This is a genomic window from Tardiphaga sp. 20_F10_N6_6 (assembly GCF_052076045.1).
In the GTDB taxonomy this organism is placed as follows: Bacteria; Pseudomonadota; Alphaproteobacteria; order Rhizobiales; family Xanthobacteraceae; genus Tardiphaga; species Tardiphaga robiniae.
In genome coordinates this window covers 3223443-3248709 of record NZ_CP197239.1, presented here as the reverse complement: position 1 = coordinate 3248709, position 25267 = coordinate 3223443, and the positions used below count along the sequence as shown (strand labels likewise).

Here is a 25267-nt window from a genome sequence, read left to right as displayed (position 1 = left end):
TGTAACGACTGATCAACCGTTTTCTAACATCGCGCCCGCACGTCGCATTCGCGTCACCGATCGACGCGACTGACCACGTCCATCAGTTCGGCGATCTTGCGGCGTTGGTCGGCCTTGTCGCCTGACGAGATCGCGTGCTCCACGCAATGCGCGACATGGTCGCGCAGGATCTCTTCCTCGACGCGCCGCAACGCTGCGCGGGCCGCGGCGATCTGCGTAACCACATCGATGCAATAGCGGTCGGCCTCGACCATGCCGGCCAAGCCGCGGACCTGGCCTTCGATCCGTTTGAGGCGTTTTAAACAGGACGTCTTGATCTCGCTGCGCATGAGGTCCATATACCCCCGTAGGGTATATGTTTCAAGAGGCGAGGTCACGGTGGCAGAGACAACTCACACGCATACGGGGCACGATGCCCATGCCGGTCACACGCATGGCGCATGCTGTTCGCATGGTCACCATCACGCCGAGGCTGCGCCGACCAAAGTGCTCGATCCGGTCTGCGGCATGACCGTCGATCCCGCGACTGCCAAGAACCGTCTGATCTATCAGGGCCATGAGTATTTCTTCTGCAGCGCGCGCTGTCGCGAGCGGTTCAATGCGGATCCCGAGAGTTTTCTGAAGCCGAAGGAGCCCGCGCCGCCCGCGCCAGCCGGCACCATCTATACCTGCCCGATGCACCCGGAGATCCGTCAGGAAGGACCCGGGAGCTGTCCGATCTGCGGCATGGCGCTGGAGCCGGAGCAGGTCTCGCTCGACGACAAGCCCGATCCTGAACTGATCGACATGACCCGGCGCTTCTGGATCGCGCTGGCGCTGACATTGCCGGTGTTCGTGCTGGAGATGGGTGCGCATCTCGGCCTGATGCAACTGGTATCGCAGACCACATCGAATTGGATCTCACTCGTGCTGGCGACACCCGTGGTGCTGTGGGCCGGCGCACCGTTCTTCGAACGCGGATGGCGCTCGGTGGTAACGCGCAATCTCAACATGTTCACGCTGATCGCCATGGGCACCGGTGTGGCGTGGATCTACAGCGTCGTTGCGACCTTCGCGCCCGGTCTGTTTCCCGACACGTTCCGTGACCATCACGGTGCAGTGGCGGTCTATTTCGAAGCCGCTGCGGTGATCACCGTGCTCGTACTGCTGGGACAAGTGCTTGAGCTGCGTGCGCGCAATCAGACGTCAGGTGCGATCCGCGCGCTGCTCGGTCTTGCACCGAAGACCGCGCGGCGCATCGGCAAGGACGGTGATGAGGACGTCGCCCTCGACGCCATTGCCATCGGCGATTTGTTGCGGGTGAGGCCGGGCGAGAAAATTCCCGTCGACGGCGTTGTTACCGAGGGGCGTTCGTCGGTGGATGAATCCATGGTCACCGGCGAGTCCATGCCGGTGAGCAAGGCCGAAGGCGCGCGCGTCATCGGCGGCACCGTCAACCAGAGCGGTGGTCTCGTGCTGCGGGCCGACAAGATCGGCCGCGATACGATGTTGTCGCGGATCGTCGACATGGTCGCGAAGGCACAGCGCTCGCGCGCACCGATCCAGCGTCTCGCGGATCGTGTCGCCGGCTGGTTCGTGCCGGCAGTGCTGGCCGCGGCGGTGATTGCATTCATCGCCTGGGCGACATTCGGCCCGGAGCCGCGGCTCTCGTTTGCGCTTGTTGCTGCGGTCACCGTGTTGATCATCGCGTGCCCCTGTGCGCTCGGTCTGGCAACGCCCATGTCGATCATGGTCGGCGTCGGTCGCGGCGCCCATGCCGGCATTCTGGTGCGTGACGCGCAGGCGCTGGAGCGCCTGGAAAGCATCGACACCATTGTGATCGATAAGACCGGTACGCTGACGGAAGGCAAGCCGAAACTGGTGAGCATCACGCCGGCGGAAGGGTTCAACGAAAGCGACATTCTGCAACTTGCTGCAAGTATCGAACGTTCCAGCGAACACCCGCTGGCGCAGGCCATCGTCAATGAAGCAAAGCAACGCAATGTGGTGCTGAGCGATGCCAGTGACTTCGCCTCGCCGTCCGGCAAAGGCGCGTCGGGTGTGGTCAATGGCAAGCGCGTTGCGCTCGGCAATGCGATGCTGATGGACGAATTGAAAGTGGATACGACGCGCTCCGACGGCGTCGCCGAGCTGGCGCGGCAGAACGGTGCGACTGCCATCTTCGTTGCCATCGATGGCAGCGTCGCCGGCGTGATGGCGATTGCCGATCCCGTAAAGCCATCGGCGCAGGACGCCTTGAAGAAGCTGCGCGCCGACGGCCTGCGCATCGTCATGCTCACCGGCGACAATGCGACGACGGCTAAAGCTGTTGCAAAGACACTGGGTATCGACGAGGTCGAGGCGGGCGTGTTGCCGGAGCGCAAGAGTGACGTGGTCACACGTCTGTGCGGCGAAGGCCGCCGGGTCGCCATGGTTGGCGACGGCGTCAACGACGCACCTGCGCTGGCTGCTGCGGATGTCGGCATCGCCATGGGCACGGGGACCGATGTGGCGATCGAGAGTGCTGGCGTGACGTTGCTGACCGGCGATCTGATGGGGCTGGTGCGCGCGCGCGAACTATCAAAGGCCGTGATGAGCAACATCCGTCAGAATCTGATTTTTGCCTTCATCTACAACGCGGCTGGCGTGCCGATTGCGGCCGGTGTGCTGTATCCGATCTTCGGCATCCTGCTGTCGCCGATGCTCGGCGCTGCCGCGATGGCGCTGTCCTCGGTGAGCGTGATCGGCAATGCGCTCCGGCTGGCGAAAGTGAAGCTGGACTGACAATTCGCGGGCGCAAAAAAAAAGCCGGACTCAAACGAGTCCGGCTCTGAGGTATTGGCCTCGAGAGGCCGACACAATCACCTTCCAAGAGGGATTACTGAGACTTCGCACCACTGGAGGAGGGGGACAAATGCGCAGCGCAAAATCTCAGCGTCTGAGAAGTATGATCCCTGAAGGTGGCATGCAGCAACGCATCACTTGGCATGTCTGACATGCTGGGAAGCGTGGGCATATCTGCCCTGAAATATTGCGGGTTAGGACGGCCAGCGCTGTGCCTTGCTGACGATGAAGTCGCGGAACACCTGCACACGGGCGACCGTCTTCAACTCTTCGGGATAGACAAAATAAGTATCGAGTTGAATCGAGTCCGACTCGCTGAAGAGCTGAACCAGACGATCGTTTTCTTCGACTAGGTAGTCCGGCAATGCTGCAATGCCCAAGCCCTGCTGGCAGGCGCGCATCAGGCCCAGAATATTGTTGACCTTGAAGTAGGGTTCGCGCGGGCCGGAGCCGTTGCGCCCGGCATCGATCAGCCAGCTGCGGTTTTGCAGGTGCGGGGACACCTGGGCGTCGCTGAGCATGATGATGCGGTGCCCGTCGAGTTCGTCGAGGGTGCGCGGGGTGCCGAAATGCTTGATATATTCCGGCGAGCAATAGGCGTGGAACCCCATGGCGAACAGCTTGCGCTGGATCAGGTCCGGCTGGGTCGGCTTGCGGGTGCGGATGGCCACATCGGCCTCGCGCATCGACAGGTCGAGTTCCTCGTCGGTAACGATCAGCGAAATGCGGATTTCCGGATAGAGCGCGGTGAACTCGCCAAGGCGTGGGATCAGCCAATTGATGCCGACGCCCGGGGTAGTGGTCACCTTGAGGTCGCCGCTCGGCCGCTCGCGGCTGTCGGTCAGCTTTGCGCGGGCCGCCTGGAGCTGCATGAACACGTCATGGGCGGTGCGGAACAGCAGGTCGCCCTGTTCGGTGAGGATCAGGCCGCGGGCGTGGCGGTGGAACAGCGAGACCGCCAATTCCTGCTCAAGCGCGCTCACCTGTCGTGAGACTGCCGATTGCGACAGGCCCAGTTGCTCGCCTGCATGCGTGAAGCTCCCCGCTTCCGCCGCCGCGTGAAACACCTTCAGCTTGTCCCAGTCCATATCTGTAAATCCGTCGCGGGTTCGTTTGATCATCATTCGGCCGCTGCGCGGTCATGAGCATGCGCGGCAAGATAGCGTTCGGCTTCGAGGGCGGCCATGCAGCCCATGCCGGCGGCGGTGACCGCCTGCCGATAGGTTTCGTCCGCCACGTCGCCGGCGGCGAACACGCCGGGCATCGAGGTTGCGGTGGAATTCGGAGCCACTTCGACATAGCCCGAGGGCTTCAACTTGATCTGGCCCTTGATGAGTTCGGTCGCGGGCGCGTGGCCGATGGCAATGAAGACGCCGTCGGCTGGCACCTGAGTGATGGCGCCAGTCTTGACGTTTTTCAGGCGCACATGGGTGACCTTGGCCGGGCCTTCGGTGCCGCAGATCTCGTCGAGCGCCGAGTCCCAGACCACCTTGATCTTCGGGTGCTTGAACAATCGCTCCTGCAGGATGCGTTCGGCGCGGAAATGGTCGCGGCGATGCACGATGGTGACCTGCGAGGCGAAATTGGTCAGGAACAAAGCTTCCTCGACGGCCGTGTTGCCGCCGCCGACTACGATCACTTCCTTGTTGCGATAGAAGAATCCGTCGCAGGTGGCGCAGGCGGATACGCCGCCGCCCTGGAATTTCTCTTCCGACGGGATGCCGAGCCAGCGCGCCTGTGCGCCGGTGGCCAGGATCACGGTTTCGGCCAGATAGACGTCGCCGCTGTCGCAGGTCAGGCGGAACGGGCGCTGGCTAAGATCCATGTCGCTGACCAGATCGGTGACGATCTTGGTGCCGACATGATGTGCCTGCTTCTCCATCTGCTCCATCAGCCAGGGCCCCTGGACGACGTCGGCGAAGCCCGGATAGTTTTCGACATCCGTGGTGATGGTGAGCTGGCCGCCGGGCTGAATCCCCTGGATCAGGACGGGCTCGAGCATCGCGCGTGCGGCGTAGATAGCGGCAGTGTAGCCAGCCGGGCCTGAGCCGATGATGACGACTTTGGCATGGATGGGGGCGGCCATGGTCGAGTCCCTTTCTGAAGGGAAATTGGTCATTGCTGAGGCGAAATGTGCCGGCGAACACGTCGCTGCGGCGTCGAAAGTCTTGTCTGCTAGTGTAGAATATCTGGCGAGCCATGCAAGAATTGCAATTCGTCCCGGCAATTTTTCCCCCGGAGACGCTTAATTTCTGCGATGCACGCGCAATAAAATTGCGCAAGTTGCGGCTCCTGCGCTAAGAGAGTTCAAACGGTTTGTTTGAATACCAGCCAGGATCCGCGCCGCGTGCCGAAAAGCCTAGACGACATCGACCTCAAAATTCTCAGCGAAATCCAGGCCGACGGCCGAATCACCAATGTGGAACTCGCCAAGCGCGTCGGCATCTCGCCGCCGCCCTGCCTGCGCCGGGTCCGGACCCTGGAAGAGGCTGGCTATATCCAGGGCTATCGCGGGTTGCTGGATCCCCGATTGCTCGGTTTCGACGTTACGGTGTTCGCCTCGGTCCACCTGTCGAGCCAGGCGGATGCCGATCTCAAGGCGTTCGAGGATTTCGTCCGCAAGGAGCCTTTGGTGCGGGAGTGCTGGATGCTGTCGGGCGAGATCGACTTCATCCTGAAATGCGTGGCGCCAGATATGGCAACTTTCCAGGATTTCGTCGGCCATCTCACGGCCGCACCGCATGTCCGCAACGTCCGCACGTCCTTGGTTCTGCAGAATTCGAAATACGCAGCCGCCGTGCCGCTCGAGCTGAGGGCCGCGGATTAGCAGCGTGCGCTAAAGCAAAGGGCGCCCACCTTGCGGTGAGCGCCCTTTCTTTATTGTCGTGATGTCGAGCTTAGTTCTTCTTGCGCAGTATCGCGTCGAGGCTGATCGGGCCTCCGCCTGACGTCGCAAGATAGAGGCAGGAGAAGCAGAACAGGATGGCAGCGGTGCCGCCGTTCAGCAGCGGCAGGAAAACCGGATCCGCGCCTTTAAACATGTGGCCGAGGAAGTAAGCGAAAGCCATTTCACCGGCGAGGATGAACGCAACTGGGCGCGTGAACAGGCCGAGCAGCAGCAGCGCACCGCCGACGAGTTCAAGCGTTGCCGCGACCTGGATCAACGGCGGAATATTCGCGAAATAGGGCAGAACCGGAAATTTGAAGATCTTGGCGATGCCATACTGCAGCAGCAGCAGGCCGGTGATGAAGCGGAAAAGGCTTAGTGCAGCAGGCTGAAATTTAGCGAAGGCTTGGTCCATGTCATTAGTCCCCCTGTGATGACCATCGTTTCTAGCATTACTGCAATGCAAAATGCTGGTCACTCTCGTGTGAAAACACGTGAGCTGTGGAAGTATTCCAGAAGTTTTCGTGAGTAGCGATGGCTGGATACCGCCATCAGGGGATAATAAAAAAGCCGCGCATCATGCGCGGCTTTCTTGTTTCGCGTTGAGCGCTGTCGATCAGCGCCACTCGACCTTGGTGATCTCATAGGCCTTGGCCCCGCCGGGAGCGACGACTTCGACCGATGCGCCTTTGCTCTTGCCGATCAGCGCACGCGCCAGTGGCGAGGTAATCGAGATGCGACCTTTCTTGGCATCAGCCTCGGGCTCGCCGACGATCTGCCAGACTGCCTTCTTCTCGGTGTCCTCATCGATCAGCGTCACGGTCGCGCCGAACTTGATGGTATCGCCGGACAGCTTCGAGATATCGATGATATCGGCGCGGGCGAGCTTGTCCTCGATATCGCTGATGCGGCCTTCATTATGCGACTGCTCTTCCTTGGCGGCGTGATACTCGGCATTTTCCGAGAGGTCGCCATGGGAGCGCGCTTCGGCGATCTGCTCGATGATCCGCGGACGGTGCACCGACTGACGTTCCTTCAGCTCGACCTCCAGCGCAGCGTAGCCACCTGCTGTCATCGGGACCTTCTCAACCATTCTCTTCGTCCTCTAACGTCATGCGGAACGCGGCGGCGCGCGCATGAAACCATTCGTTCTGCAAGATGTCGGCTTGGCTGCGCTTGCAGCCAGTTCAGACGCCGGCTTCGAGTGCCGAAACAAAACAAAAACGCGACCGGTGAGTTCCGGTCGTGCCTTGCCTAGCTGATCTCGTCGGACCTGCAGTCCGCCCGAATTCAGGCTTCGGAAAAGTAACTCTGCAATGTGCGGACCTCAAGGTCCCCGCCCAGATAGGCCCGGACGCCCTGTGCAGCCGCCACGGCACCCGAAAGAGTGGTGTAATACGGTACTTTATGCAAGAGGGCAGCCCGCCGCAGCGAGCGGCTGTCCGCCAGGGCCTGCGGCCCGTCGGTGGTGTTCAGAACCAGCTGAATCTCGCCATTGGTGATGGCATCGACGATGTGCGGCCGGCCTTCCAGCACCTTGTTGATCTTCTCGGCGGGGACGCCGTTGTCGACCAGGAAGCGCTGGGTCCCTGACGTCGCGAGCACCTTGAAGCCGTTCGACGAGAGCAGCTTCACGGCATCGAGAATGCGCGTCTTGTCGCTTTCGCGCACGGACACGAACACGGTGCCACTCCGCGGCACGCGGGTGCCGCCACCGAGCTGGCTCTTGGCGAAGGCGATTTCGAACGAGCGGTCGATGCCCATCACTTCGCCGGTGGAGCGCATCTCCGGGCCGAGCACCGTATCGACGCCGGGGAAGCGCGCGAACGGGAAGACCGATTCCTTGACGCCGACATGGTCGAGCTTGCGCTTCTTCAGACTGAAGTCGGCGAGCTTCTCGCCGGCCATGATACGCGCGGCGATCTTGGCCACCGGCATGCCCATCACCTTGGCAACGAAAGGCACGGTGCGCGACGCGCGCGGATTGACTTCGAGCACGTAGATGTCGCGATCCTTGACCGCGAACTGCACGTTCATCAGTCCGACCACGTCGAGGCCGAGCGCCATGTCGCGGGTCTGGCGTTCGAGTTCGGCGATCATGTCGTCGTCGAGCGAATGCGGCGGCAGCGAGCAGGCCGAGTCGCCGGAGTGAATGCCAGCTTCTTCGATATGCTCCATGATGCCGACGATGAAGGTATCCTTGCCATCGCACAGGCAGTCGACGTCGACTTCGATGGCATCCGACAGGTAGCGATCGAACAGCAGCGGATTGGTGCCGAGCACCGTATTGATCTGGCCGGTCTTGTCGTTCGGATAGCGCGCCTTGACGTCGCCGGGCACCAGCTCCGGCAGCGTGCCGAGCAGGTAATCGCCGAGCTGGCTTTCCTCGCGGATGATCTGCATCGCGCGGCCGCCGAGCACATAGGACGGACGCACCACCAGCGGCAGGCCGAGATCGGCTGCGACGAGGCGGGCCTGTTCGACCGAATAGGCGATGCCGTTCTTCGGCTGCTTGAGCTTGAGCTTGTCGAGGATGCGCTTGAAGCGATCGCGATCTTCGGCAAGATCGATGGCATCCGGCGAGGTACCGAGGATCGGCACGTCGGCGGCTTCCAGCGCGCGCGCGAGCTTCAGCGGGGTCTGGCCGCCGAACTGCACGATCACGCCATGCAGCGTGCCGTTCTGACGTTCGGTGTCGATGATCTCGAGCACATCTTCGGCAGTCAGCGGTTCGAAATACAGGCGATCCGCCGTGTCGTAGTCGGTCGACACGGTCTCCGGATTGCAGTTGACCATGATGGTTTCGTAGCCGGCGTCGGCCAGCGCGAAGCAGGCGTGACAGCAGCAATAGTCGAACTCGATGCCCTGGCCGATACGGTTCGGGCCGCCGCCAAGAATGATGACCTTGTTCTTGTCCGACGGCTGACTCTCGTCGGCGAAGCTACCGGCGAAGGACGACTCATAGGTCGAATACATGTAAGCGGTCGGCGAGGCGAATTCGGCGGCGCAGGTGTCGATGCGCTTGAACACCGGGCGCACATCGAGCGAGCGGCGCAGTGCCTTGACGTCGGCCTCGGTCTTGCCGGCGAGCACGGCGAGGCGCGCGTCGGAGAAGCCCATGGCCTTCAGCGTCCGCATGCCGAAGGCGTTGGCGGGCAGGCCATTGGCCTTCACCTTGGCTTCCATTTCGACGATGCCGCGCATCTCGGCGAGGAACCACGGATCGATCTTGCAGGAGTTGAAGATCTCCTCGTCGGTCCAGCCCAGACGCATGGCCTGGCCAACCTGCAACAGACGGTCTGGCGTCGGTGTGCCCAGAGCAGCGCGGATGGCGTTCTTGTCGTCGCCGCGGCCGAGATCCTCGATCTCGATTTCGTCGAGACCGGTCAGGCCGGTTTCAAGTCCGCGCAGTGCCTTCTGCAAGCTTTCCTGGAATGTGCGGCCGATGGCCATCACTTCGCCGACCGACTTCATCGACGTGGTCAGCGTGCGCGATGCGCCCGGGAATTTCTCGAAGGCAAAGCGGGGAATCTTGGTGACGACATAGTCGATGGTCGGTTCGAACGACGCAGGGGTTGCGCCGCCAGTGATGTCGTTGGCGATTTCATCCAGCGTGTAACCAACGGCAAGCTTTGCCGCGACCTTGGCGATCGGGAAGCCGGTGGCCTTCGACGCCAGCGCCGACGAGCGCGACACGCGCGGATTCATTTCGATCACGACCATGCGGCCGTCGGCGGGATTGACGCCGAACTGCACGTTGGAGCCGCCGGTCTCGACGCCGATCTCGCGCAGCACCGCCAGCGAGGCGTCGCGCATGATCTGATATTCTTTATCGGTCAACGTCAGCGCCGGCGCGACGGTGATGGAGTCGCCGGTATGCACGCCCATCGGATCGAGATTCTCGATCGAGCAGATGATGATGCAGTTGTCCTTCTTGTCGCGGACGACTTCCATCTCGTACTCTTTCCAGCCGAGCACTGACTCTTCGATCAGCACTTCGTTGGTCGGAGACGCGTCGAGGCCGCGCTCGATGATGTCGAGGAATTCTTCGCGGTTATAGGCAATGCCGCCGCCGGTGCCGCCCATGGTGAAGGACGGGCGGATGATCGCGGGCAAACCAATTTCAGACAGCGCCATCAGCGCCTGGCCAAGCGCGTGCTCCTGATAACGCTTGCGGCGGTCACCTTCATGGAGCACCCACTGGCGTTCGTGTTCGGCCAGCGCGTCGCCCGTTAGCTTGGCCTTTTCGGCCTGGTGCTGCTCGCGATACTGTTTCTTCAGCGCGGATGCGTTGGCGAGCCGCGACTTCGGCGTCTCCAGCCCGATTTTCGTCATCGCCTCGCGGAACAGCTGGCGGTCTTCGGCCTTGTCGATCGCTTCGGCGGTCGCGCCGATCATCTCGACGTCGAACTTCTCCAGCGTGCCCTGCTGGCGCAGCGACAGCGCGCAGTTCAGCGCGGTCTGGCCGCCCATGGTCGGCAGCAGCGCAAAACCCTTGGAGCGGTCGCCGCGCTCCTTTTCGATGATCTTGGCGACGATCTCGGGTGTGATCGGCTCGATATAGGTCGCGTCCGCCAGTTCCGGGTCCGTCATGATCGTGGCCGGATTGGAATTGACCAGAACGATCCGGTAGCCCTCTTCCTTGAGCGTCTTGACGGCTTGCGTGCCCGAATAGTCGAACTCGCAGGCCTGGCCGATCACGATAGGACCGGCGCCGATGATCAGGATGGTGGATATGTCGGTGCGTTTTGGCATTTAAACTCGCGGTGGTGACAAATCGGCACAAAAAAAGGGCGCGCATACGCGCGTCCCTCGGGCCCGGGCGCCAAACCAGCCATTGACCCCTCAGGGAGCCATAGGCCGATCCTCGCGCGCGGCTGTCTTTAGACCACTATAACGGGGCGGGGAAGGCTTTTGAAGGTGCCATCAACCGGCAATTTGGGCCGGTTTCGGGCGCTTCAGAAGGTGTCCGGCGAGGACGAGCACGAGGGCTGCCGCCTCGGCGCAGCCGCCGATCCAGCCGAGGTGGTTGGAGCTCAATGTCGACAGCACCACGCCGCCCAACGCGCTGCCGCCGGCAAAGCCGATATACATGGCCGAGGCGTTCAGCGAGAGCGCGATGACCGAGGCTTCCGGCGTGATGCGCACGAGATGTGCGACCTGTCCGGGATAGAACATCCAGCCGGCAATGCCCTGGGAAAAAATGAAGACCAGAAACAGCACACCCGCAGTGGCGGGCGGTGCGAATGTCAGGGCCGCCGATTGCAGCGTCAGTGACAGCATCATGCCGATCAGGCCCAGCGTTGAGGTCCGGAGCGGTCCGATACGGTCGGACATCGCGCCGCCCAGGGTGTTTCCGATGGCCGCGGCGACGCCAAAGACCAGCAGCGCCAGGCTGATTCCGTTGGCGTCAAAGCCGAGCCGATGCAGCGGCACAGCCAGATAGGTGAATGAGGTAAAGCCCCCGAGGCCCCACATGCAGGTTACGGCAAGGGTTTTCAGCACTTCGGGATGGCGCGCGACGGCAAGCCTCTGACCGAGTGTGGCAGCAGTGCGTGGCAAACCGCGGGGCAGTCCCAGCAGCAGCCCGGCCAATGCGACGGCGCCGAGCGCTGCGACCATCACGAATGTCGACCGCCAGCCAAAATGACTGCCGACCCAGGTTCCGAGCGGCACGCCCAGAACCGTCGCCACCGTCAGGCCGGAGATCACCAGCGACGCGGCGCGGCCACGGCGTTCCGGTGCAGCGATCGCGATTGCGACGGCCATGGCGGTCGGCATGCACAGTCCCGCGCCCACAGCCATCAGCATGCGCGATAGCAGGAGAGTGCCGAATGTGGTCGCAACGGCCGCTAAAAGATTTCCGAGGATGAAGCAGACCAGCGCCAACGAAACGACGGTGCGGCGGTCAAAATTGCTGAACAGCACAGCCAGGATCGGCGAGCCGATGGCATAGGTGATGGCGTAAACGGTGACCAATTGTCCCGTAGCCGCCAACGTGACATTCAGGTCCGCTGCCATGATTGGAAGAAGGCCAGCAATCACAAATGCTTCGGTCCCAATCGCAAATGCCGCCAGGGCCAGCCAGAACACGCTCATCACTACATCCTTAGTTCAAGGTCTGTTGAACTATTGATGCGGCGGTGCAAAATGTCAAATGGTTCAAGAAATATTGAACATTGCGGCGGCCGGTTGGATTCAGTATTGAGGAGTCATGAGCCGCATTCTCCCGCATCCCACGCGCGAACAGATCGAATTGCCTGGCGTGATGGATTGCCTGAGCGATCCGATCCGGCTGGCGATCGTCTATAATCTGGCCAAACGCGAGAAAGAGGTCGGTGAATTGCGCTGTGGCGATTTTTACGGCCTCAGCGGCAAATCCAATCTCGCCTATCATTTTGCGAAACTGCGCGAGGCCGGCCTGATGGAAACGCGCGCGGTGGGGACGGCGCGTTTGATGAAACTGCGCCGCGAAGATCTCGAGAGCAGATTTCCGGGTTTGCTGGATGCGGTGCTCGCATCGGCCGAGCGCGATGCCGAGCGCCTGCAGCTTCCGGTGCTGGAATTCACCGAAACCTGACAGCGCCGACCCACTGGTAAATGTCTGAAAGGTTGGAGGCCCAGCCTGGACTTGAACCAGGATAAAGAGCGATGCATCGCCCCCGCGTAGACATTTCCGCCACCGGGCCGAGCACATGTTACCGATCACGGGGTGGCGATCCACCTCAAGTTTTGTAAACCGTCTGTTAACCTTAATCGTCCGTTTGCCCGAGCCGATGCCTCAGAATGCGTGATGGGCGACGAAGGTCATGCGCGAGGAATTGTGGCCGATATTGATCGGCGCCCGCGACGCCCGGAAACCGGCCGCGGTCAGCTTGGCCAGCATCTCCGCCTCGCTGTAGCGCTGCAGGCCAACCTTGGTGCGCAGCTGTCGGTAGTCAGAGAGGGCCGTGCGCACGAGTCCGACGAATGCATCCCACAGAAAGCCGTGTTCCCGGGCGAGCTTCAGCAGCGCCATGACATCGGTCGCCATGCCGACATCGGGCTGCAGGATGTCGCCGACCACCAACTTGCCGCCAGGCGCCAGCAGCCGCTTGATGATTGCAAAGGCATCGTCGAGTTCGGGGCCTGTCATGTACTGAGCCACCGAATTCATGACAGCCAGGTCGATCGACTGCGCCGTCATGTTGCGCAACTCTTCCAGCGAACGGACCCGGATTTTGGTGTTGGGCGCGAAGCGGGCGACCAGTCGGCCGCGAACGCCAGGCGCGGGCTCTGCCAGGATCAGCTTGCTGCAGGCATTGGCCACTTTGGCGGCCGAGAGTGCTTCACCGCAGGCATAGTCGAGCACGACGGCATCCTGAGAGGCGATATAGCCAATGATATCGCGGGCGATGACCTCGAAATGCACGTCACGATGCAGCTTGCTCGCATAAATCGTATGCGTGGAATCGTAATAATCGATCCAATCTTCCATCGTCTGCCCGGCCCGATTGTTGTTCCCGTGTCGGGAACCCCTATATTTGTGATGCGTTGAAACGGTCTAGAGCGTTTTCAGGCGCGTGGGAAACCGCCTTTCCTTCAAGAACCGCAGTTTTCGGAAATTTGCAGTGCTTTCCGTCAAGACCACTCCGATTTTTCCTGAAATCTTCCGCCCTGACGACAACCCTCCAGCCATCAAATCATCCAACACGGGAAGGTAAGTAACGTGAGCACCAAGACATCGAAAATCGCTGCCGAAATGAATACCCCGACTGACCTCTCAGCCGACGCCGTGGAGAAGGTGGCCAAGGCGCTGAACGGGTTGCTCGCCGACGCTTTCGCGCTTTACCTGAAGACCAAGAATTTTCACTGGCATCTCAGCGGGCGCCATTTCCGCGACTATCACCTGATGCTCGACGAGCAGTCCGACCAGATTTTTGCGACGACAGACCCGTTGGCGGAACGCGTGCGCAAGATCGGCGGTCGCACGCTGCGCTCGATCGGCGAAGTCGCCAAGCTGCAGACCATCAAGGACAATGACGAGGCCTATGTGCCGCCGGTGGAGATGCTGCGCGAGCTGATGAACGACAACAAGAAGATGGCAGCGGCGATGCGCAAGGCCCACGAGGTCTGCGACGACGCCAAGGACATCGCCAGCGCCAGCCTGCTTGAAAACTACATCGACGACACCGAGCGCCGCACCTGGTTCCTGTTCGAGGCGTCGCAGCAGGAAGGCGGCAACGAGGCGTAAGCTTCGTTCCCGATTGAATATGTCAAAGCGCCCGCTTCACAGCGGGCGTTTTCATGTGGAGATGTTGCCGTTGTTCAGCACCAAGCGCTGGGCCGCGGTTATTCAGGCTGAATGCCGAGTTCCTGAATCGTCTTGCCCGTGGCGACAAGCTCGGCGTCGAAAAAGCGCTTTGCGCCCGCAGGCGTCACCACGTCACCGGAGGCGACGTCGAAGCCGAGTACAGGCGCGCGCTCCAGCACGTCCGGCGATTTCAGTGCCTGCGCAATCTCGGCACTGAGTTTGTCGACGATCTCGGCAGGTGTCCCGGTCGGGGCCATCATCATGAACCAGCCTTGCAGATCCGCGCCCTTCAGCGTCTCGGCAATTGCGGGCACATCCGGCAATGAATCGACGCGCTTGTTGCCGGCGATGGCGAGCGCGCGCAACGTGCCAGCCTTGATGAAGGATTCGGCGACCGATGCCGACTGGATCGTCACCTGGGTGCGTCCGGTCAGGCTGTCCTGGATCGCGTTGGTGATGGTGTTGTAGGGGACCAGGACGAAACTGGTGCCCGCCTGCTTGTTGATGGTTTGTGCGATCAGGCCGGAAATGTTGCGCGCGCCGTCGACCGCCATGCTCAGGGAGCCGGGAGCGGATTTTTCAAGCGCGATCAATTCCGCCAGCGTTTTGGCTTTTACTTCGGGATTGACGAGCAGGACGTGGTTGCTCCGCGCCACCATCGCCACCGGCACGAAATCCTTCACGGGGTCGTAGGGCAGTTTCTTGAACGTATAGGGATTGGTGACCAGCGCCGCCGACGTCGCGAACAGGAAGGTGTAGCCGTCGGGGGCGGCGCGCGCGACCGTCTGTGCGCCGACGAGGTTCGCGGCGCCCGGGCGGTTCTCAACGATGAACTGCTGTCCGAGCGCGCGGGAGAGTTTTTCGGCGACGATGCGGCACAGCACATCCGGGCTGTTGCCCGCCGCCTGCGGCACCACGATCGTCACCGGCTTTTGCGGCCATGATTGCGCGTGGGCGGGCAGCGAGAGGCAAAGAATGCCACCGGTCAACAAGATACGACGGGACAATGTGAGCATGAACTTCCTCCTGAAATGGTTGGCCTGCGATTTCTGATCGCTTGTTGAGGCGTGCTTTTTGAACGAGCGGGTCTTTGTCGTGCGAAGCAGCCCGCGGCGCTGGCGGTGCGGGCTGCCGCTTGCATCAGGCTTCGTCGGCCACGCCGTTGCGCAGCACACCTAGCCGATCGATCTCGACTTCGACGATATCGCCCGGCTTCAGCCAGAGCGGAGGCGTGCGCTTGGCGCCGACGCCGCCCGGCGTGCCGGTGGCGATCACGTCGCCCGGCTCAAGACGGGTGAAGGACGAGCAGTATTCGATCTGACGCGGGATATCGAAGATCATTTGATCGATGGTGGCGTCCTGCACGACCTGGCCATTGACGCGGGTCTGCAGCCGCAGCGGCGCCACGTCGCCGAGTTCGTCCGGCGTCATCATCCAGGGGCCGAAGCCGCCGGTCTCCGGAAAATTCTTGCCGGGCGTGAACTGATGGGTGTGACGCTGGAAATCGCGCACGCTGCCTTCATTGTAGCAGGCGTAACCGGCGATATGGCTCCACGCATCGGCCTGCGTGATGTGGCGGCCGGGCTTGCCGATAATGATGGCGAGTTCGCCTTCGAAGTCGAGGTGGGTCGAGACCTTCGGCCGGATGATATTGGTGAGATGACCGGCCTGACTGTTGGCGAAGCGGCCAAACACCGTGGGATTGTCGACCTCGGCGCGTCCGGTTTCCTTGCGGTGCATCTCGTAGTTCAGGCCGATGCAGAGAATCTTGTCCGGATTCGGAATCACCGGCAACCAGGTAATATCAGCCGTCGGGATACGTTTGGCCTTGTCCGCTGCATCACGCACCACGGACAGCGCGTCGGCTGCAATGACGGATTTGAGATCGGGATAGCGCGCTCCAAGAACCGCGCCGATGTCGAGTGCCTCGTCGCCCTCGATCACACCCCAGGTCTTGCTGGTGCCGATCTGAAAACTTGCCAATTTCATCGTGATGTCCTCGCTGTGGAAGCTGCGTGTCCGTGGGGAATGGTGGTGTGGCGACGCTGTGCGGCCGGCGTGATCATCGGAGCCGCTCAGCAAGATCGGTGAGCAGCGCGTCGAGTGCGCTGGTCTCGCTGGCGACGCCGAAGACGTAATGGTCGGGTCTGACGACGGCGGCATGACAGCCGTGGCGATCGAACCAGGCAGCGAGAACGCCATCTTCTTCAGTAAGTACGTCATCGGCGGAGGGGCCGATGCGAATTGGCCTGATGTCCAGCCGAGTCAGGATCGCTCGCAGATCGGGACTGAGCTCCAGTTCGTTGCGCATATCGAGCACAAGCCGCCATCCAGTGCCGGCGACGCTATCGAGACGGCGCCGTCCTTCTGCAGTCCTGATCCAGGGCTGTGGAAACAACGTGCCGTGTGCCGGGTGGAGGGGAAATGCCAGTAGTCCCGTCTGCAAGGGCGGCACGATTTCCTGACGGGTGATGGTGCGGGGGTGGCCGCCACCCTCCGCAAGAATGCGCTCGTCGCGTGCTGCTGCGGCGTCGGGATCGCGTTCGCAGATCACATGACCGATGGCCTTGATGCGGGAAGTGAGCTGGCGCACATGCTCGCCGCGCTCCTCGCCGTAGCTGTCGAGCAATTTTGCATTGGATTGTCCGCGGAGTACGCGGTCGAGCTTCCAGACCAGATTGCCGACATCGCGGATACCCTGGCACATGCCCTGGCCGATGAAGGGCGGCTGCTGATGTGCGGCATCGCCGGCGAGGAAGATGCGGCCGCGTCGCCATTCCTTCGCGACGAGCGCATGAAACCGGTAGCTCGCAGCACGCCACAGCGTGGCATCATCAGGCGTGATCCAGCGCGCAAGCAGTCGCCAGACTTGCGCGGCCGTTTCCATCTCGCGCAGATCTTCGCCGGGCAGCAGCATGATTTCGAAGCGACGATGATTGCCGGGGCCGATGATGAAGGTCGTGGGCCGCGACGGATCGCAGAATTGCGCCGCGGTCTGCGGCAGCTTGCTGAGGGAGGCGTCGTTGACCTGAAGATCGACGACAAGCCAGGGCTCATCGAAGACGAGATCTTCGAATGCGATGCCAAGCTGTTGCCGGGTGCCGCTCGATGCGCCGTCGCAAGCGATGACGTAGTCGGCGGTAACGTCGCGCGTCGCGCCGCGGTCGTTCCGCAAATGCAGCGTCACACGGTCGGTCGATTGCTCGAAGCCGAGCAGTTCGGTGCCCAGCTCGACTTCGACGCTATCATAGGCCGCGGCATGTTCGCGCAAGGCAGCTTCGACCGGCGGCTGCGTGAACACCATGCTGGGCGTGTAGCCGAGCGGATAGGGCTCCGCGACCATGTCGATCCGGCGGATCAGCTGCCCTTTGGCGCCGAAATGCTGGGAGGCGGGGAATGGAGCAACATAAGGCAGCACGCGCTCGGCAGCGCCGATATTGTCGAGCAGGCGCAGGATCTCGTGATCGATCGCGATCGCACGCGGCTTGTCATAGACCTCTAGCTGACGGTCGATGGCCAGTGTGCGGATGCCACGGTCGCCAAGAAGACTGGCCGCGATGGCGCCTGACGGCCCATGGCCGACCACGACGACCTGAAAATCATTTCGTGTCTGCTCGGATGAAAGCGTCACGCGGTACTCCCGTCGGCGTAGCCAACGGCGGTCTGTGCCGCCTTGACGTGATCGGCCTTGGGTGGGGCGATGCCCCAGTGATCGGTGCGGCCGGGTGGCCAGACCCATTCCGCCGGGCCGCGCACGACATAGCTGTCATCGACCTGCAAAACTTCGGCGGTGTATTCGATGACGATCCCGACCGGATCGATGAAATAGGCAAACACATTGTCGCCGGGGCCGTGACGGCCGACGCCCCAGGCAATGGGAAATCCGGCGTCGATCATGCGGCCCGAGCCGCGCATCACGGCTTCGAGATCCGGCATCAGGAAGGCGACGTGATTGAGCCCGTTCACGGCAGCGTCGGCGATGACGATGGCGTGGTGGTCGCTGTTGCAGCGAACGAAGGCCATGATCTTCGAGCGGTCGGTGAGACGAAAGCCGAGCGCCTGTTCGTAGAACGCGGCGAGATCATCGACACCTGTGCTGTTGATGTTGACATGCGCGAGACGCGTCGGCCGGTTGGCCGATGACGGAGCTTCGGCATGTTGCAGGTCGCCATGAACGAAGCGAAGCGCGCCGCCACCGGGCGCGCGAATGCTCATGATCGTTCCGCCATCGGGCCCCGGATTCGGAGCCGGGCCTGAGAGCAGCGTGGCCCCGTGTTTCACGGATGCTGCGGCGATCGTTTCGAATTCCGCATCCGAATGCAGCCGGAACGTGATGGCCCTCAGCGCAGGGCGATCGCCCTGCCGCAAGGCGACGACATGGTGGTCGCTGCCGCTGGCCCGCAAGTAAGTGACGCCTCCGTGGCGTGTCACGAGGTCGAGTCCCCACACAGATGTGTAGAACTGTTCGGATCGCTGCAAATCTGGCGTGTCGAGATCGACGCTGCGCAGGGCGGAGATCGGGAAATGGGTCATTGCGAAGCCTGCTCGTCAAGGTCGAGGAAACGTCTTGCATTGGCATGAAGGACGAGATTGCGCGTCGCCTCGTCGCCGATCGCTGATGCGGCGCGCGTTGCCGGCGTGCGATCGTGAAATGCGAACGGGTAGTCTGTGCCGAGCATGATCTGCGTCGCGCCGAACTTGGCGATCAGATGCAGCAGCGTCGGGTCGTCATAGACCAGCGCGTCGTAATAGAGCCGGCGTGCCTGCAAGATCGGCGATTCCTGGATGCTCTCCTGCAATACCGGGAAGACCTGATATCCCTCCTGAAGCCGCGGCAGCAGCGACGCGAGCGTGCCGCCGCCGTGGCTGAACGCCATGCGCAGGCGCGGGTGGCGCAGCAAGAGGTTTGAGGTGATGACGGATGCGGCAGCGAGGCCGACATCGGTCGGATAGGCCAGCACCTGCTGCAATTGTGCCGGGCCGACAAGGCGATCCATGCCGCAAGGCCGCAAGGCGTGGACGAACACCGCCATGTCGAGCTTCTCGACCTCGGCGAAGAATCCGTCGAAGTCGGGAGACCCGATCGGCTTGCCGTTGATGTTGCTGCCGATCTCGATGCCCGCAAAGCCGAGTTCGTGCTTCAGCCGATGCAGCTCGGCAATGGCGCGGTCGATGTCCTGCAGCGGTACCGCGCCGAGGGCGGCGAGGCGACCACCGGAATGCATGACCATCGCGGCCATCTGGTCGTTGATGTAGCGGAGGAGATCATTCGCCGCTGCGGGCTCCATCCAATAGGACAGCAGCTCCGGCATCGGCGAAATGGCCTGCACGCCGAGTCCCATCTCCGCCATATCCGCGACGCGCTTGGCGACATCCCAGCAGCGATCCGACACCGTGCGATAGACGCGGCCGGCCATCATCACATGCTTGTGGCAGGGTTTGGCATCCGCCATCGACGGCCAGTCGGCCGGCACCGCCGCGCCCAGGTAGGAAGGGAAGGAGGACGGCACGACATGTGCGTGGACATCGATCCCGCAGCTGCATGGGGAGATGGCGCTCATAGGCACTGTGATCGGGCCATGCGCGGCTGGACAGCTGCGAAAACTGCCGATGCCTCAGGCGCTTGCTGAGCCTTGCCAAACATTGTCGCGCCTCCCGCCAGTCATCTCTCAGGACCTTGGGGAACTAATATCTATAGAAATCGGCTCGTACAATAAAAATTTATAGATTTTTATGAAATCAGAAAAAGTGTATAGAAATCGAAGTCGACAGGCAGATGATTCCGGGATTGAAGCACGTGGACACAACCTCACTGGAATTGGCTTCGCCGCCGTCCTCGACCCAGGCCAGCACGGTCTATGACCGGTTGCGGGAGGACCTGCTGTCCGGACGGCTCGAGCCGAGCCGGAAGCTCCAGATGCGTTTCCTGACCGAGCTGTATCAGACCGGTCAGACGCCGCTCCGCGAGGCGCTCAACCGGCTGACCGCCGATGGTCTGGTGGAGTGCCGCGAGCAGCGCGGATTCTATGTCGCGGATATCAGCCGCAGCGAGCTGGCCGAACTGACCAAGACCCGGTGCTGGGTCGAGAGTCTGGCGCTGCGGGAATCCATGGCGGCCTCGACGCCGCAATGGGAGGAGCAGCTTCTGCTCGCGCAACATCGCCTCGGGCGAACCCCGCGCTCGCTCAATGCCGAACACTTCGAAGACAATCCGGAATGGGAGCGGCTGCACCGCGTCTATCACCGCACCTTGATCGGGAATTGCGGTTCGCAGTCCCTGATCGCGTTCTGCGGACAACTCGCCGACCAGCTCTACCGCTATCGACGTCTGTCGATCCGCAAGGCATTCCCGTCACGCCATGTGACGGACGAGCATCAGGCGATCATGACTGCTGTTTTGAGCGGCGATGCGGACCATGCCGTGGATCTGCTCACCGCGCATTACAGGCAGACCGCTGAAGTCATTCTCCAGGACAAGCAGATCTTCTCAGAACTGCACGAGGGCGAAGACGCCGCATCGTAGCGGGCACGGACGCAGGCCGAGCAAGCACCTCTGCGGGTATGAAAAAGGCATCGCGACGCATGCAAGGCCTTGGAAACATGTCTGCAAGATTTGGTAGGCAGAAAATTTGGTAGCGAGGAGTGGACTCGAACCACCGACCCCAGGATTATGATTCCCGTGCTCTAACCAACTGAGCTACCCCGCCACGGCATCCGGAGGGGACAAATTGTCCCCCGGCGAATGCGCGGCATATAAGAAGTCGAGGGACTCGATGTCAAGCAAAGTAGCGCCTCAAATCGGTGCCTGAATAGATGTTCCCGCAACCCGGCCGCCGATTTGGAGATCGGGCAGCTATCGCCGCCCGATCAGGCACTTATGGCCACGTCTAGCCGCCGTCGAAGGCCTTTTTCAGGGCGACCAGATCGAGCTTGACCATGCCCATCATGGCCGTCATGGCACGCTTGGCGCCCTCGCCGTTGGTGCTGGCAAGCATCTCGGTGAAGCCGTTGGGAACGATCTGCCAGGGCACGCCCCAGCGGTCGTTGATCCAGCCGCAGGCGTTTGCCTTGCCGCCATTTGTCAAAATGGCGTCCCACACACGATCGACCTCGGCCTGGTCTTCGCAATGGATGGTGAAGGACACGGCCGTGCTGAATGTGGCGGGGCTGCCGCCATTGAGGCCAATGAAGCTTTGGCCGGCCAGCGTGAAGCCGACCACCAGCACGTTGCCTGCTTTGCCGCCGGGATAATCGATCGGGGCGCGCTGCACGCGATCGATGGAGGAATTGGGCACCAGCGAGCAGTAGAACCTGGCGGCTTCCTCGGCCTCGGTCTCGTACCAGATGCAGGGTGAGATCTTTGACATCGCTGCTATCCCTCTCTCGATCAGGCCTGAGCCATCGCAGATTGCGCGGCGGCCATGTCCATCCACATCACTTCCCAGATGTGACCGTCGGGATCCTCGTAGCTGCGGCCATACATGAAGCCGAAATCCTGCGTGGGTGTCGGATCGGCGCTGCCGCCCGCACCCACGGCCTTCTTCACGAGACCATCGACTTCGTCGCGGCTGTCGGCGGAGACGCAGATCAGAACTTCGCTCGACGTCTTCGCGTCGACGATCTTCTTCGAGGTGAACTGGCGATATTTGTCGTGCGTCAGCAGCATCGCGTGAATGGTGTCGGAGAACACCATGCAGGCGGCGGTATCGTCGGAGAATTGCGGGTTTTTGGTCGCGCCGACCGCTTCATAGAAGGCGACCGCGCGGGGCAGGTCGGTGACGGGCAGGTTGACGAAGATCATTTTGCTCATCGGATGAACTCCAGTGGGTATGCGTTGTGAGTGTTCTCTTGGCGATTGTCCCGCAAAGGACGGTTGGCCCGGCCGCGATCCGACATCGGCTCCAAAATTCTTTCGATATTTTTGCCGGCGGAATTTTTCTCCCCTGCGATCAATATTCTAGCCCGGCGATCTCCGCGTGCAGACGGAATGTCGCATGGCTCATCCTGATTGCGAATTGCGGCGGCGGTGAAATCATCGTTGATTGCCAAAGACGCAAGACGCGTTCGCAGCCTGGTTCGGAACATGTCCTTTTCCTGGGTTTGTTCCGGGCTAGACTGAACGACAATAAAAATACAGCCGGTCCGGGCATCACCCCCGGAATCGCAGAGGGAGAAACACATGTTGCAACGCAATCGCCTTGCTATGTCCGCTGCTGTCGCGCTCATCGCGGCCGCCACCATGTTCAGCGGTGCAGCCCAGGCGCAGGACTATCCGACCAAGCCGATCACATTGATCGTGCCATGGCCCGCCGGTGGCTCTACCGACATCTCGATGCGCGCAATCGCGGACGCGGCGTCGAAACACCTCGGTCAGCCGATTGCCATCGACAACAAGGGCGGCGGTGGCGGCACGGTCGGCCCGGCCACCATGGCGGCGGCTGCGAAGCCGGATGGCTACACCATCTCGCAGATTCCGATCACGGTGTTCCGTCTGCCGCTGATGCAGGACGTGTCGTGGAATCCGGACAAGGATTTCTCCTACATCATCCATCTCACCGGCTACACCTTCGGCATCACCACCAATGCGGAATCGCAGTTCAAGACCTGGAAGGACGTGGTCGACTTTGCCAAGGCCAATCCGGGCAAGGTGACCTATGCGACGCCGGGCACCGGCACCTCGCTGCATGTCGGCATGGAGCAGATCGCGGCACTGGCCGGCATCAAGCTCACGCAGGTGCCGTTCAAGGGCGGTGCTGAAACCAATGCTGCCGTGCTCGGCAATCACACCATGCTGCAGGCGGATTCCACCGGCTGGCGGCCGCTGGTCGATGCCGGCAAGCTGCGTCTGTTGATGGTGTGGACCGACAAGCGGTCGCCGAATTTCCCGGATGCGCCAACGCTGAAGGAGAGCGGCTATCCGATGGTCTATGACTCGCCGTTCGGCATTGCCGGGCCGAAGGGCATGGATCCGAAGATCGTTGCCAAGCTGCACGACGCCTTCAAGAAGGCCATCGAGGATCCCGCCGTCATCGCGACGCTGGCGAAATACGACATGGTGCCGAACTACAAGAACACCGAGGACTACAAGAAATTCGTTGTCGAGGTCACCAATTCCGAGCGCAAGGTGATCGAGGGAATCGGGTTGGGCAAGAAGCCGAATTGATCGTCGAATAACGACGTCAGGCGCATGCGATGGGTCCATCGCATGCGCCTTCATTTCATGTCGATGTCCCGGGACAGAAACGATGACTGATCAAACCCGCCCGCCATTCCGGCTCAACAATTCAGAACTCTGGACCGGCGTGCTCGGCATTGCGCTTGGCGTGTTCGTCATTCGCTCCGGCCTCAAGCTGAAGCTCGGCACCATCAACGATCCCGGCTCCGGCTTCATGCTGTTCTATATTGGCCTGCTGATGTGCGCTTTCGCGCTCACCATCGTTCTCGCTTCGGTAACGGAAGGCGGACCGACCTTTGGCTCGCGATGGGAAGGCGCAAGCTGGGGCAAGCCGAGCGCGATCATCGTCATTCTCTCGGCTTACGCTTTCGCGCTTGAACCGCTCGGCTTCCTGATCTCGACCATCCCCCTGATGCTGGTGTTGTTGCGCGTCATCGATCCCGTGCGTTGGACGCTGGCGATCCCACTCGCGGTGCTGGCGCCGCTCAGCGTGTGGTGGGTGCTGAAACGCGGCCTGCTGATCCAGTTGCCTTCGGGCATGTTTGAAATCGGCTGACGGGAAACACGGATCATGGATGTTCTCGTCAATGTCATGCACGGCTTCGGTGTCGCGCTGCAGCCCGTCAATATTCTCTACTGCTTCATCGGCGTCTTCATCGGTACCCTGGTCGGCGTACTGCCGGGCATCGGGCCGATCTCGGCGATGTCGCTGCTGCTGCCGGTGACGCTGTCCGGCACGCCGGAGTCCGGCATCATCATGATGGCCGGCATCTATTACGGCTCGATGTATGGCGGTTCGACCACGTCGATCCTGGTCAACATTCCCGGTGAGGCCGCCTCCGTCGTCACCTGTATCGACGGCCACCAGATGGCGAAGCAGGGCCGTGCCGGTCCGGCGCTCGGCATCTCCGCGCTCGGCTCCTTCATCGCCGGAACTTTTGCGCTGGTGATGCTGATGCTGGTGGCGCCGTCGCTCGCCTCGGTCGCCATTGCCTTCGGCCCCGCGGAATATGCCAGCCTGATGGTGCTCGGCTTGGTCGTGCTGACCTTCCTGACACAAGGCTCGATGGCCAAGGCGCTGCTGATGGCCTGTATCGGCATCGTGCTTGGCCTCATCGGCCTCGACAGCATCACCGCGCAGCCGCGGCTGACCTTCGGCCGGATCGAGCTGATCGATGGCATCGGTCTCGTGCCCGTGGTGATGGGTCTGTTCGGGCTCGGCGAGGTGCTGCTCAACACCGAGCAGGTCATCAAGCGCGACATCATCAATGCCAAGATCACGCAACTCCTGCCCAACAAGGAAGACTGGAAGGCCAGCGCCGGGCCGATCGGGCGTGGCACGATTTTAGGCTTCTTCCTCGGGATACTCCCCGGCGGCGGTGCCGTGGTCGCGTCCTTTGCGTCCTATGCGCTGGAGAAGCGGCTGTCGAAACATCCGGAGCGCTTCGGTCATGGCGCCATCGAAGGCGTTGCCGGACCTGAAGCGGCGAACAACGCGGCAGCAGGCGGCGCGTTCATTCCGCTCATGACCCTCGGCATCCCGCCGAATGTGGTGATGGCGCTGCTGCTCGGCGCTTTCGTCATTCACGGGCTGCAGCCCGGCCCGCTGCTGATCACCCAGAACCCCGGATTGTTCTGGGGCATCGTTGCCAGCATGTATATCGGCAACCTCATGCTGCTGGTGCTGAACCTGCCGCTGATCGGCATGTGGGTGAAGCTGCTGAAACTGCCTTACAACGTGCTGTTCCCGCTGATCATCCTGTTCACGATCATCGGCGTTTATTGCAGCAGCAACAATGTGTTCGATGTCTATGTCATGATCGGCTTCGGCGTGATCGGCTACTTCATGCGCAAGTTTGGCTACGAGCCCGCGCCTTTGGTGCTGGCCTTTGTGCTTGGTCCGCTGCTGGAGAACAATCTGCGGAAGTCATTGATCTTGTCGCAGGGTAATCTCATGACCTTCATCGAGCGGCCGATCTCGGCCGCCTGTCTGTTGCTGGCAGTGGTGCTGCTGATCGCGCCGCTGCTGCCTGCACTGCGCAAGAAGCGCGAGATGGTCGCGCTCGACGAGGGCGCGTAGCCGGGAGGC

The 25267-nt window shown here is 61.8% G+C and carries 24 protein-coding genes and 1 tRNA gene; 8 read left to right on the top strand and 17 right to left on the bottom strand.

The window, feature by feature from the left end; genetic code table 11:
- Nucleotides 1–53 precede the first annotated feature (53 nt).
- Entirely contained in the window at nucleotides 54–329 is a 276-nt protein-coding gene (locus AB7813_RS15685) for a metal-sensitive transcriptional regulator (RefSeq protein WP_089266249.1), read from the bottom strand.
- On the opposite strand from AB7813_RS15685, the gene AB7813_RS15680 reads away from it, so the two are divergent.
- Nucleotides 328–2763, top strand: coding sequence for a heavy metal translocating P-type ATPase (locus tag AB7813_RS15680; protein ID WP_439089165.1), 2436 nt, complete (start codon nucleotides 328–330; stop codon nucleotides 2761–2763). The genes AB7813_RS15685 and AB7813_RS15680 overlap by 2 nt on opposite strands.
- Nucleotides 2764–3017: 254 nt before the next feature.
- On the opposite strand, the gene AB7813_RS15675 is transcribed toward AB7813_RS15680, so the two are convergent.
- Together AB7813_RS15675 and trxB are read right to left on the bottom strand one after the other, a co-directional pair.
- Complete coding sequence (locus AB7813_RS15675) at nucleotides 3018–3911, bottom strand: LysR family transcriptional regulator (RefSeq protein ID WP_089266250.1); 894 nt, start codon at nucleotides 3909–3911, stop codon at nucleotides 3018–3020.
- A gap of 32 nt (nucleotides 3912–3943) precedes the next feature.
- On the bottom strand, nucleotides 3944–4909 hold the full coding sequence (trxB, locus tag AB7813_RS15670; RefSeq protein ID WP_184511976.1) for a thioredoxin-disulfide reductase: 966 nt from the start codon (nucleotides 4907–4909) through the stop codon (nucleotides 3944–3946).
- Nucleotides 4910–5170: 261 nt separating this feature from the next.
- Between trxB and AB7813_RS15665 the strand changes: the two genes are divergently transcribed.
- Nucleotides 5171–5650: an Lrp/AsnC family transcriptional regulator gene (locus AB7813_RS15665; protein WP_068730339.1), complete on the top strand. Its 480-nt coding sequence runs from the start codon at nucleotides 5171–5173 to the stop codon at nucleotides 5648–5650.
- Nucleotides 5651–5720: 70 nt separating this feature from the next.
- Here the strand turns inward: AB7813_RS15665 and AB7813_RS15660 are convergent, their stop codons facing one another.
- From AB7813_RS15660 to AB7813_RS15645, 4 genes are all read right to left on the bottom strand, one after another.
- Nucleotides 5721–6125 (bottom strand): DoxX family protein, encoded by a 405-nt coding sequence (locus tag AB7813_RS15660; RefSeq protein ID WP_089265916.1) that lies wholly within the window; start codon nucleotides 6123–6125, stop codon nucleotides 5721–5723.
- Between the two features lie 201 nt (nucleotides 6126–6326).
- The gene (gene greA, locus AB7813_RS15655; RefSeq protein ID WP_068728727.1) at nucleotides 6327–6803 is read right to left on the bottom strand and encodes a transcription elongation factor GreA; all 477 of its coding nucleotides are present in this window, start codon (nucleotides 6801–6803) and stop codon (nucleotides 6327–6329) included.
- Nucleotides 6804–7000: 197 nt separating this feature from the next.
- Entirely contained in the window at nucleotides 7001–10465 is a 3465-nt protein-coding gene (gene carB / locus AB7813_RS15650; protein ID WP_120287111.1) for a carbamoyl-phosphate synthase large subunit, read from the bottom strand.
- Nucleotides 10466–10636: 171 nt separating this feature from the next.
- Complete coding sequence (locus tag AB7813_RS15645) at nucleotides 10637–11809, bottom strand: MFS transporter (RefSeq protein ID WP_439065014.1); 1173 nt, start codon at nucleotides 11807–11809, stop codon at nucleotides 10637–10639.
- 115 nt (nucleotides 11810–11924) lie between these two features.
- Between AB7813_RS15645 and AB7813_RS15640 the strand changes: the two genes are divergently transcribed.
- Entirely contained in the window at nucleotides 11925–12290 is a 366-nt protein-coding gene (locus AB7813_RS15640; protein ID WP_120287109.1) for an ArsR/SmtB family transcription factor, read from the top strand.
- Between the two features lie 201 nt (nucleotides 12291–12491).
- Here AB7813_RS15640 and AB7813_RS15635 read toward each other — a convergent pair whose 3' ends face one another.
- Complete coding sequence (locus tag AB7813_RS15635; RefSeq protein ID WP_120287108.1) at nucleotides 12492–13187, bottom strand: class I SAM-dependent methyltransferase; 696 nt, start codon at nucleotides 13185–13187, stop codon at nucleotides 12492–12494.
- Between the two features lie 264 nt (nucleotides 13188–13451).
- Between AB7813_RS15635 and AB7813_RS15630 the strand changes: the two genes are divergently transcribed.
- Nucleotides 13452–13943, top strand: coding sequence for a Dps family protein (locus AB7813_RS15630; protein WP_089266251.1), 492 nt, complete (start codon nucleotides 13452–13454; stop codon nucleotides 13941–13943).
- A gap of 98 nt (nucleotides 13944–14041) precedes the next feature.
- Here AB7813_RS15630 and AB7813_RS15625 read toward each other — a convergent pair whose 3' ends face one another.
- The 5 genes from AB7813_RS15625 to AB7813_RS15605 all read right to left on the bottom strand — a co-directional run bounded on the left by AB7813_RS15625 (nucleotide 14042) and on the right by AB7813_RS15605 (nucleotide 19564).
- The gene (locus tag AB7813_RS15625) at nucleotides 14042–15019 is read right to left on the bottom strand and encodes a Bug family tripartite tricarboxylate transporter substrate binding protein (RefSeq protein ID WP_439065013.1); all 978 of its coding nucleotides are present in this window, start codon (nucleotides 15017–15019) and stop codon (nucleotides 14042–14044) included.
- Between the two features lie 124 nt (nucleotides 15020–15143).
- Nucleotides 15144–15992, bottom strand: coding sequence for a fumarylacetoacetate hydrolase family protein (locus tag AB7813_RS15620; RefSeq protein WP_439065012.1), 849 nt, complete (start codon nucleotides 15990–15992; stop codon nucleotides 15144–15146).
- Between the two features lie 73 nt (nucleotides 15993–16065).
- Complete coding sequence (mhpA, locus tag AB7813_RS15615) at nucleotides 16066–17634, bottom strand: bifunctional 3-(3-hydroxy-phenyl)propionate/3-hydroxycinnamic acid hydroxylase MhpA (protein ID WP_439065011.1); 1569 nt, start codon at nucleotides 17632–17634, stop codon at nucleotides 16066–16068.
- The gene (locus AB7813_RS15610; protein WP_439065010.1) at nucleotides 17631–18536 is read right to left on the bottom strand and encodes a VOC family protein; all 906 of its coding nucleotides are present in this window, start codon (nucleotides 18534–18536) and stop codon (nucleotides 17631–17633) included. The genes mhpA and AB7813_RS15610 overlap by 4 nt, the downstream gene beginning before the upstream one ends.
- Nucleotides 18533–19564 (bottom strand): amidohydrolase family protein, encoded by a 1032-nt coding sequence (locus tag AB7813_RS15605; protein WP_439084038.1) that lies wholly within the window; start codon nucleotides 19562–19564, stop codon nucleotides 18533–18535. Before AB7813_RS15605 ends, AB7813_RS15610 begins: the two co-directional genes overlap by 4 nt.
- Before the next feature lie 236 nt (nucleotides 19565–19800).
- Here AB7813_RS15605 and AB7813_RS15600 point away from each other — a divergent pair, with 236 nt between their 5' ends.
- A complete protein-coding gene (locus AB7813_RS15600; protein WP_374725611.1) occupies nucleotides 19801–20526 on the top strand; it encodes a GntR family transcriptional regulator in 726 nt (241 codons plus the stop codon).
- Between the two features lie 107 nt (nucleotides 20527–20633).
- Here the strand turns inward: AB7813_RS15600 and AB7813_RS15595 are convergent.
- The 4 genes from AB7813_RS15595 to AB7813_RS15580 form a co-directional block, all read right to left on the bottom strand.
- A tRNA-Met gene (locus AB7813_RS15595) sits at nucleotides 20634–20710 on the bottom strand.
- Nucleotides 20711–20890: 180 nt separating this feature from the next.
- Entirely contained in the window at nucleotides 20891–21370 is a 480-nt protein-coding gene (locus tag AB7813_RS15590) for a VOC family protein (protein WP_439084040.1), read from the bottom strand.
- Nucleotides 21371–21390: 20 nt separating this feature from the next.
- Nucleotides 21391–21813: a VOC family protein gene (locus tag AB7813_RS15585; RefSeq protein ID WP_093757095.1), complete on the bottom strand. Its 423-nt coding sequence runs from the start codon at nucleotides 21811–21813 to the stop codon at nucleotides 21391–21393.
- A complete protein-coding gene (locus AB7813_RS15580; RefSeq protein ID WP_147421568.1) occupies nucleotides 21810–22088 on the bottom strand; it encodes a hypothetical protein in 279 nt (92 codons plus the stop codon). The genes AB7813_RS15585 and AB7813_RS15580 overlap by 4 nt, the downstream gene beginning before the upstream one ends.
- Before the next feature lie 118 nt (nucleotides 22089–22206).
- Here AB7813_RS15580 and AB7813_RS15575 point away from each other — a divergent pair, with 118 nt between their 5' ends.
- From AB7813_RS15575 to AB7813_RS15565, 3 genes are all read left to right on the top strand, one after another.
- Nucleotides 22207–23166 carry a tripartite tricarboxylate transporter substrate binding protein gene (locus AB7813_RS15575; protein WP_309943894.1) on the top strand — a complete coding sequence of 320 codons (960 nt, stop codon included), beginning with the start codon at nucleotides 22207–22209 and terminating at the stop codon, nucleotides 23164–23166.
- Between the two features lie 82 nt (nucleotides 23167–23248).
- Nucleotides 23249–23734 carry a tripartite tricarboxylate transporter TctB family protein gene (locus AB7813_RS15570; protein ID WP_439084042.1) on the top strand — a complete coding sequence of 162 codons (486 nt, stop codon included), beginning with the start codon at nucleotides 23249–23251 and terminating at the stop codon, nucleotides 23732–23734.
- Nucleotides 23735–23749: 15 nt separating this feature from the next.
- Nucleotides 23750–25258, top strand: a complete 1509-nt coding sequence (locus tag AB7813_RS15565; RefSeq protein WP_309943462.1) for a tripartite tricarboxylate transporter permease — start codon at nucleotides 23750–23752, stop codon at nucleotides 25256–25258.
- Nucleotides 25259–25267 lie beyond the last annotated feature (9 nt).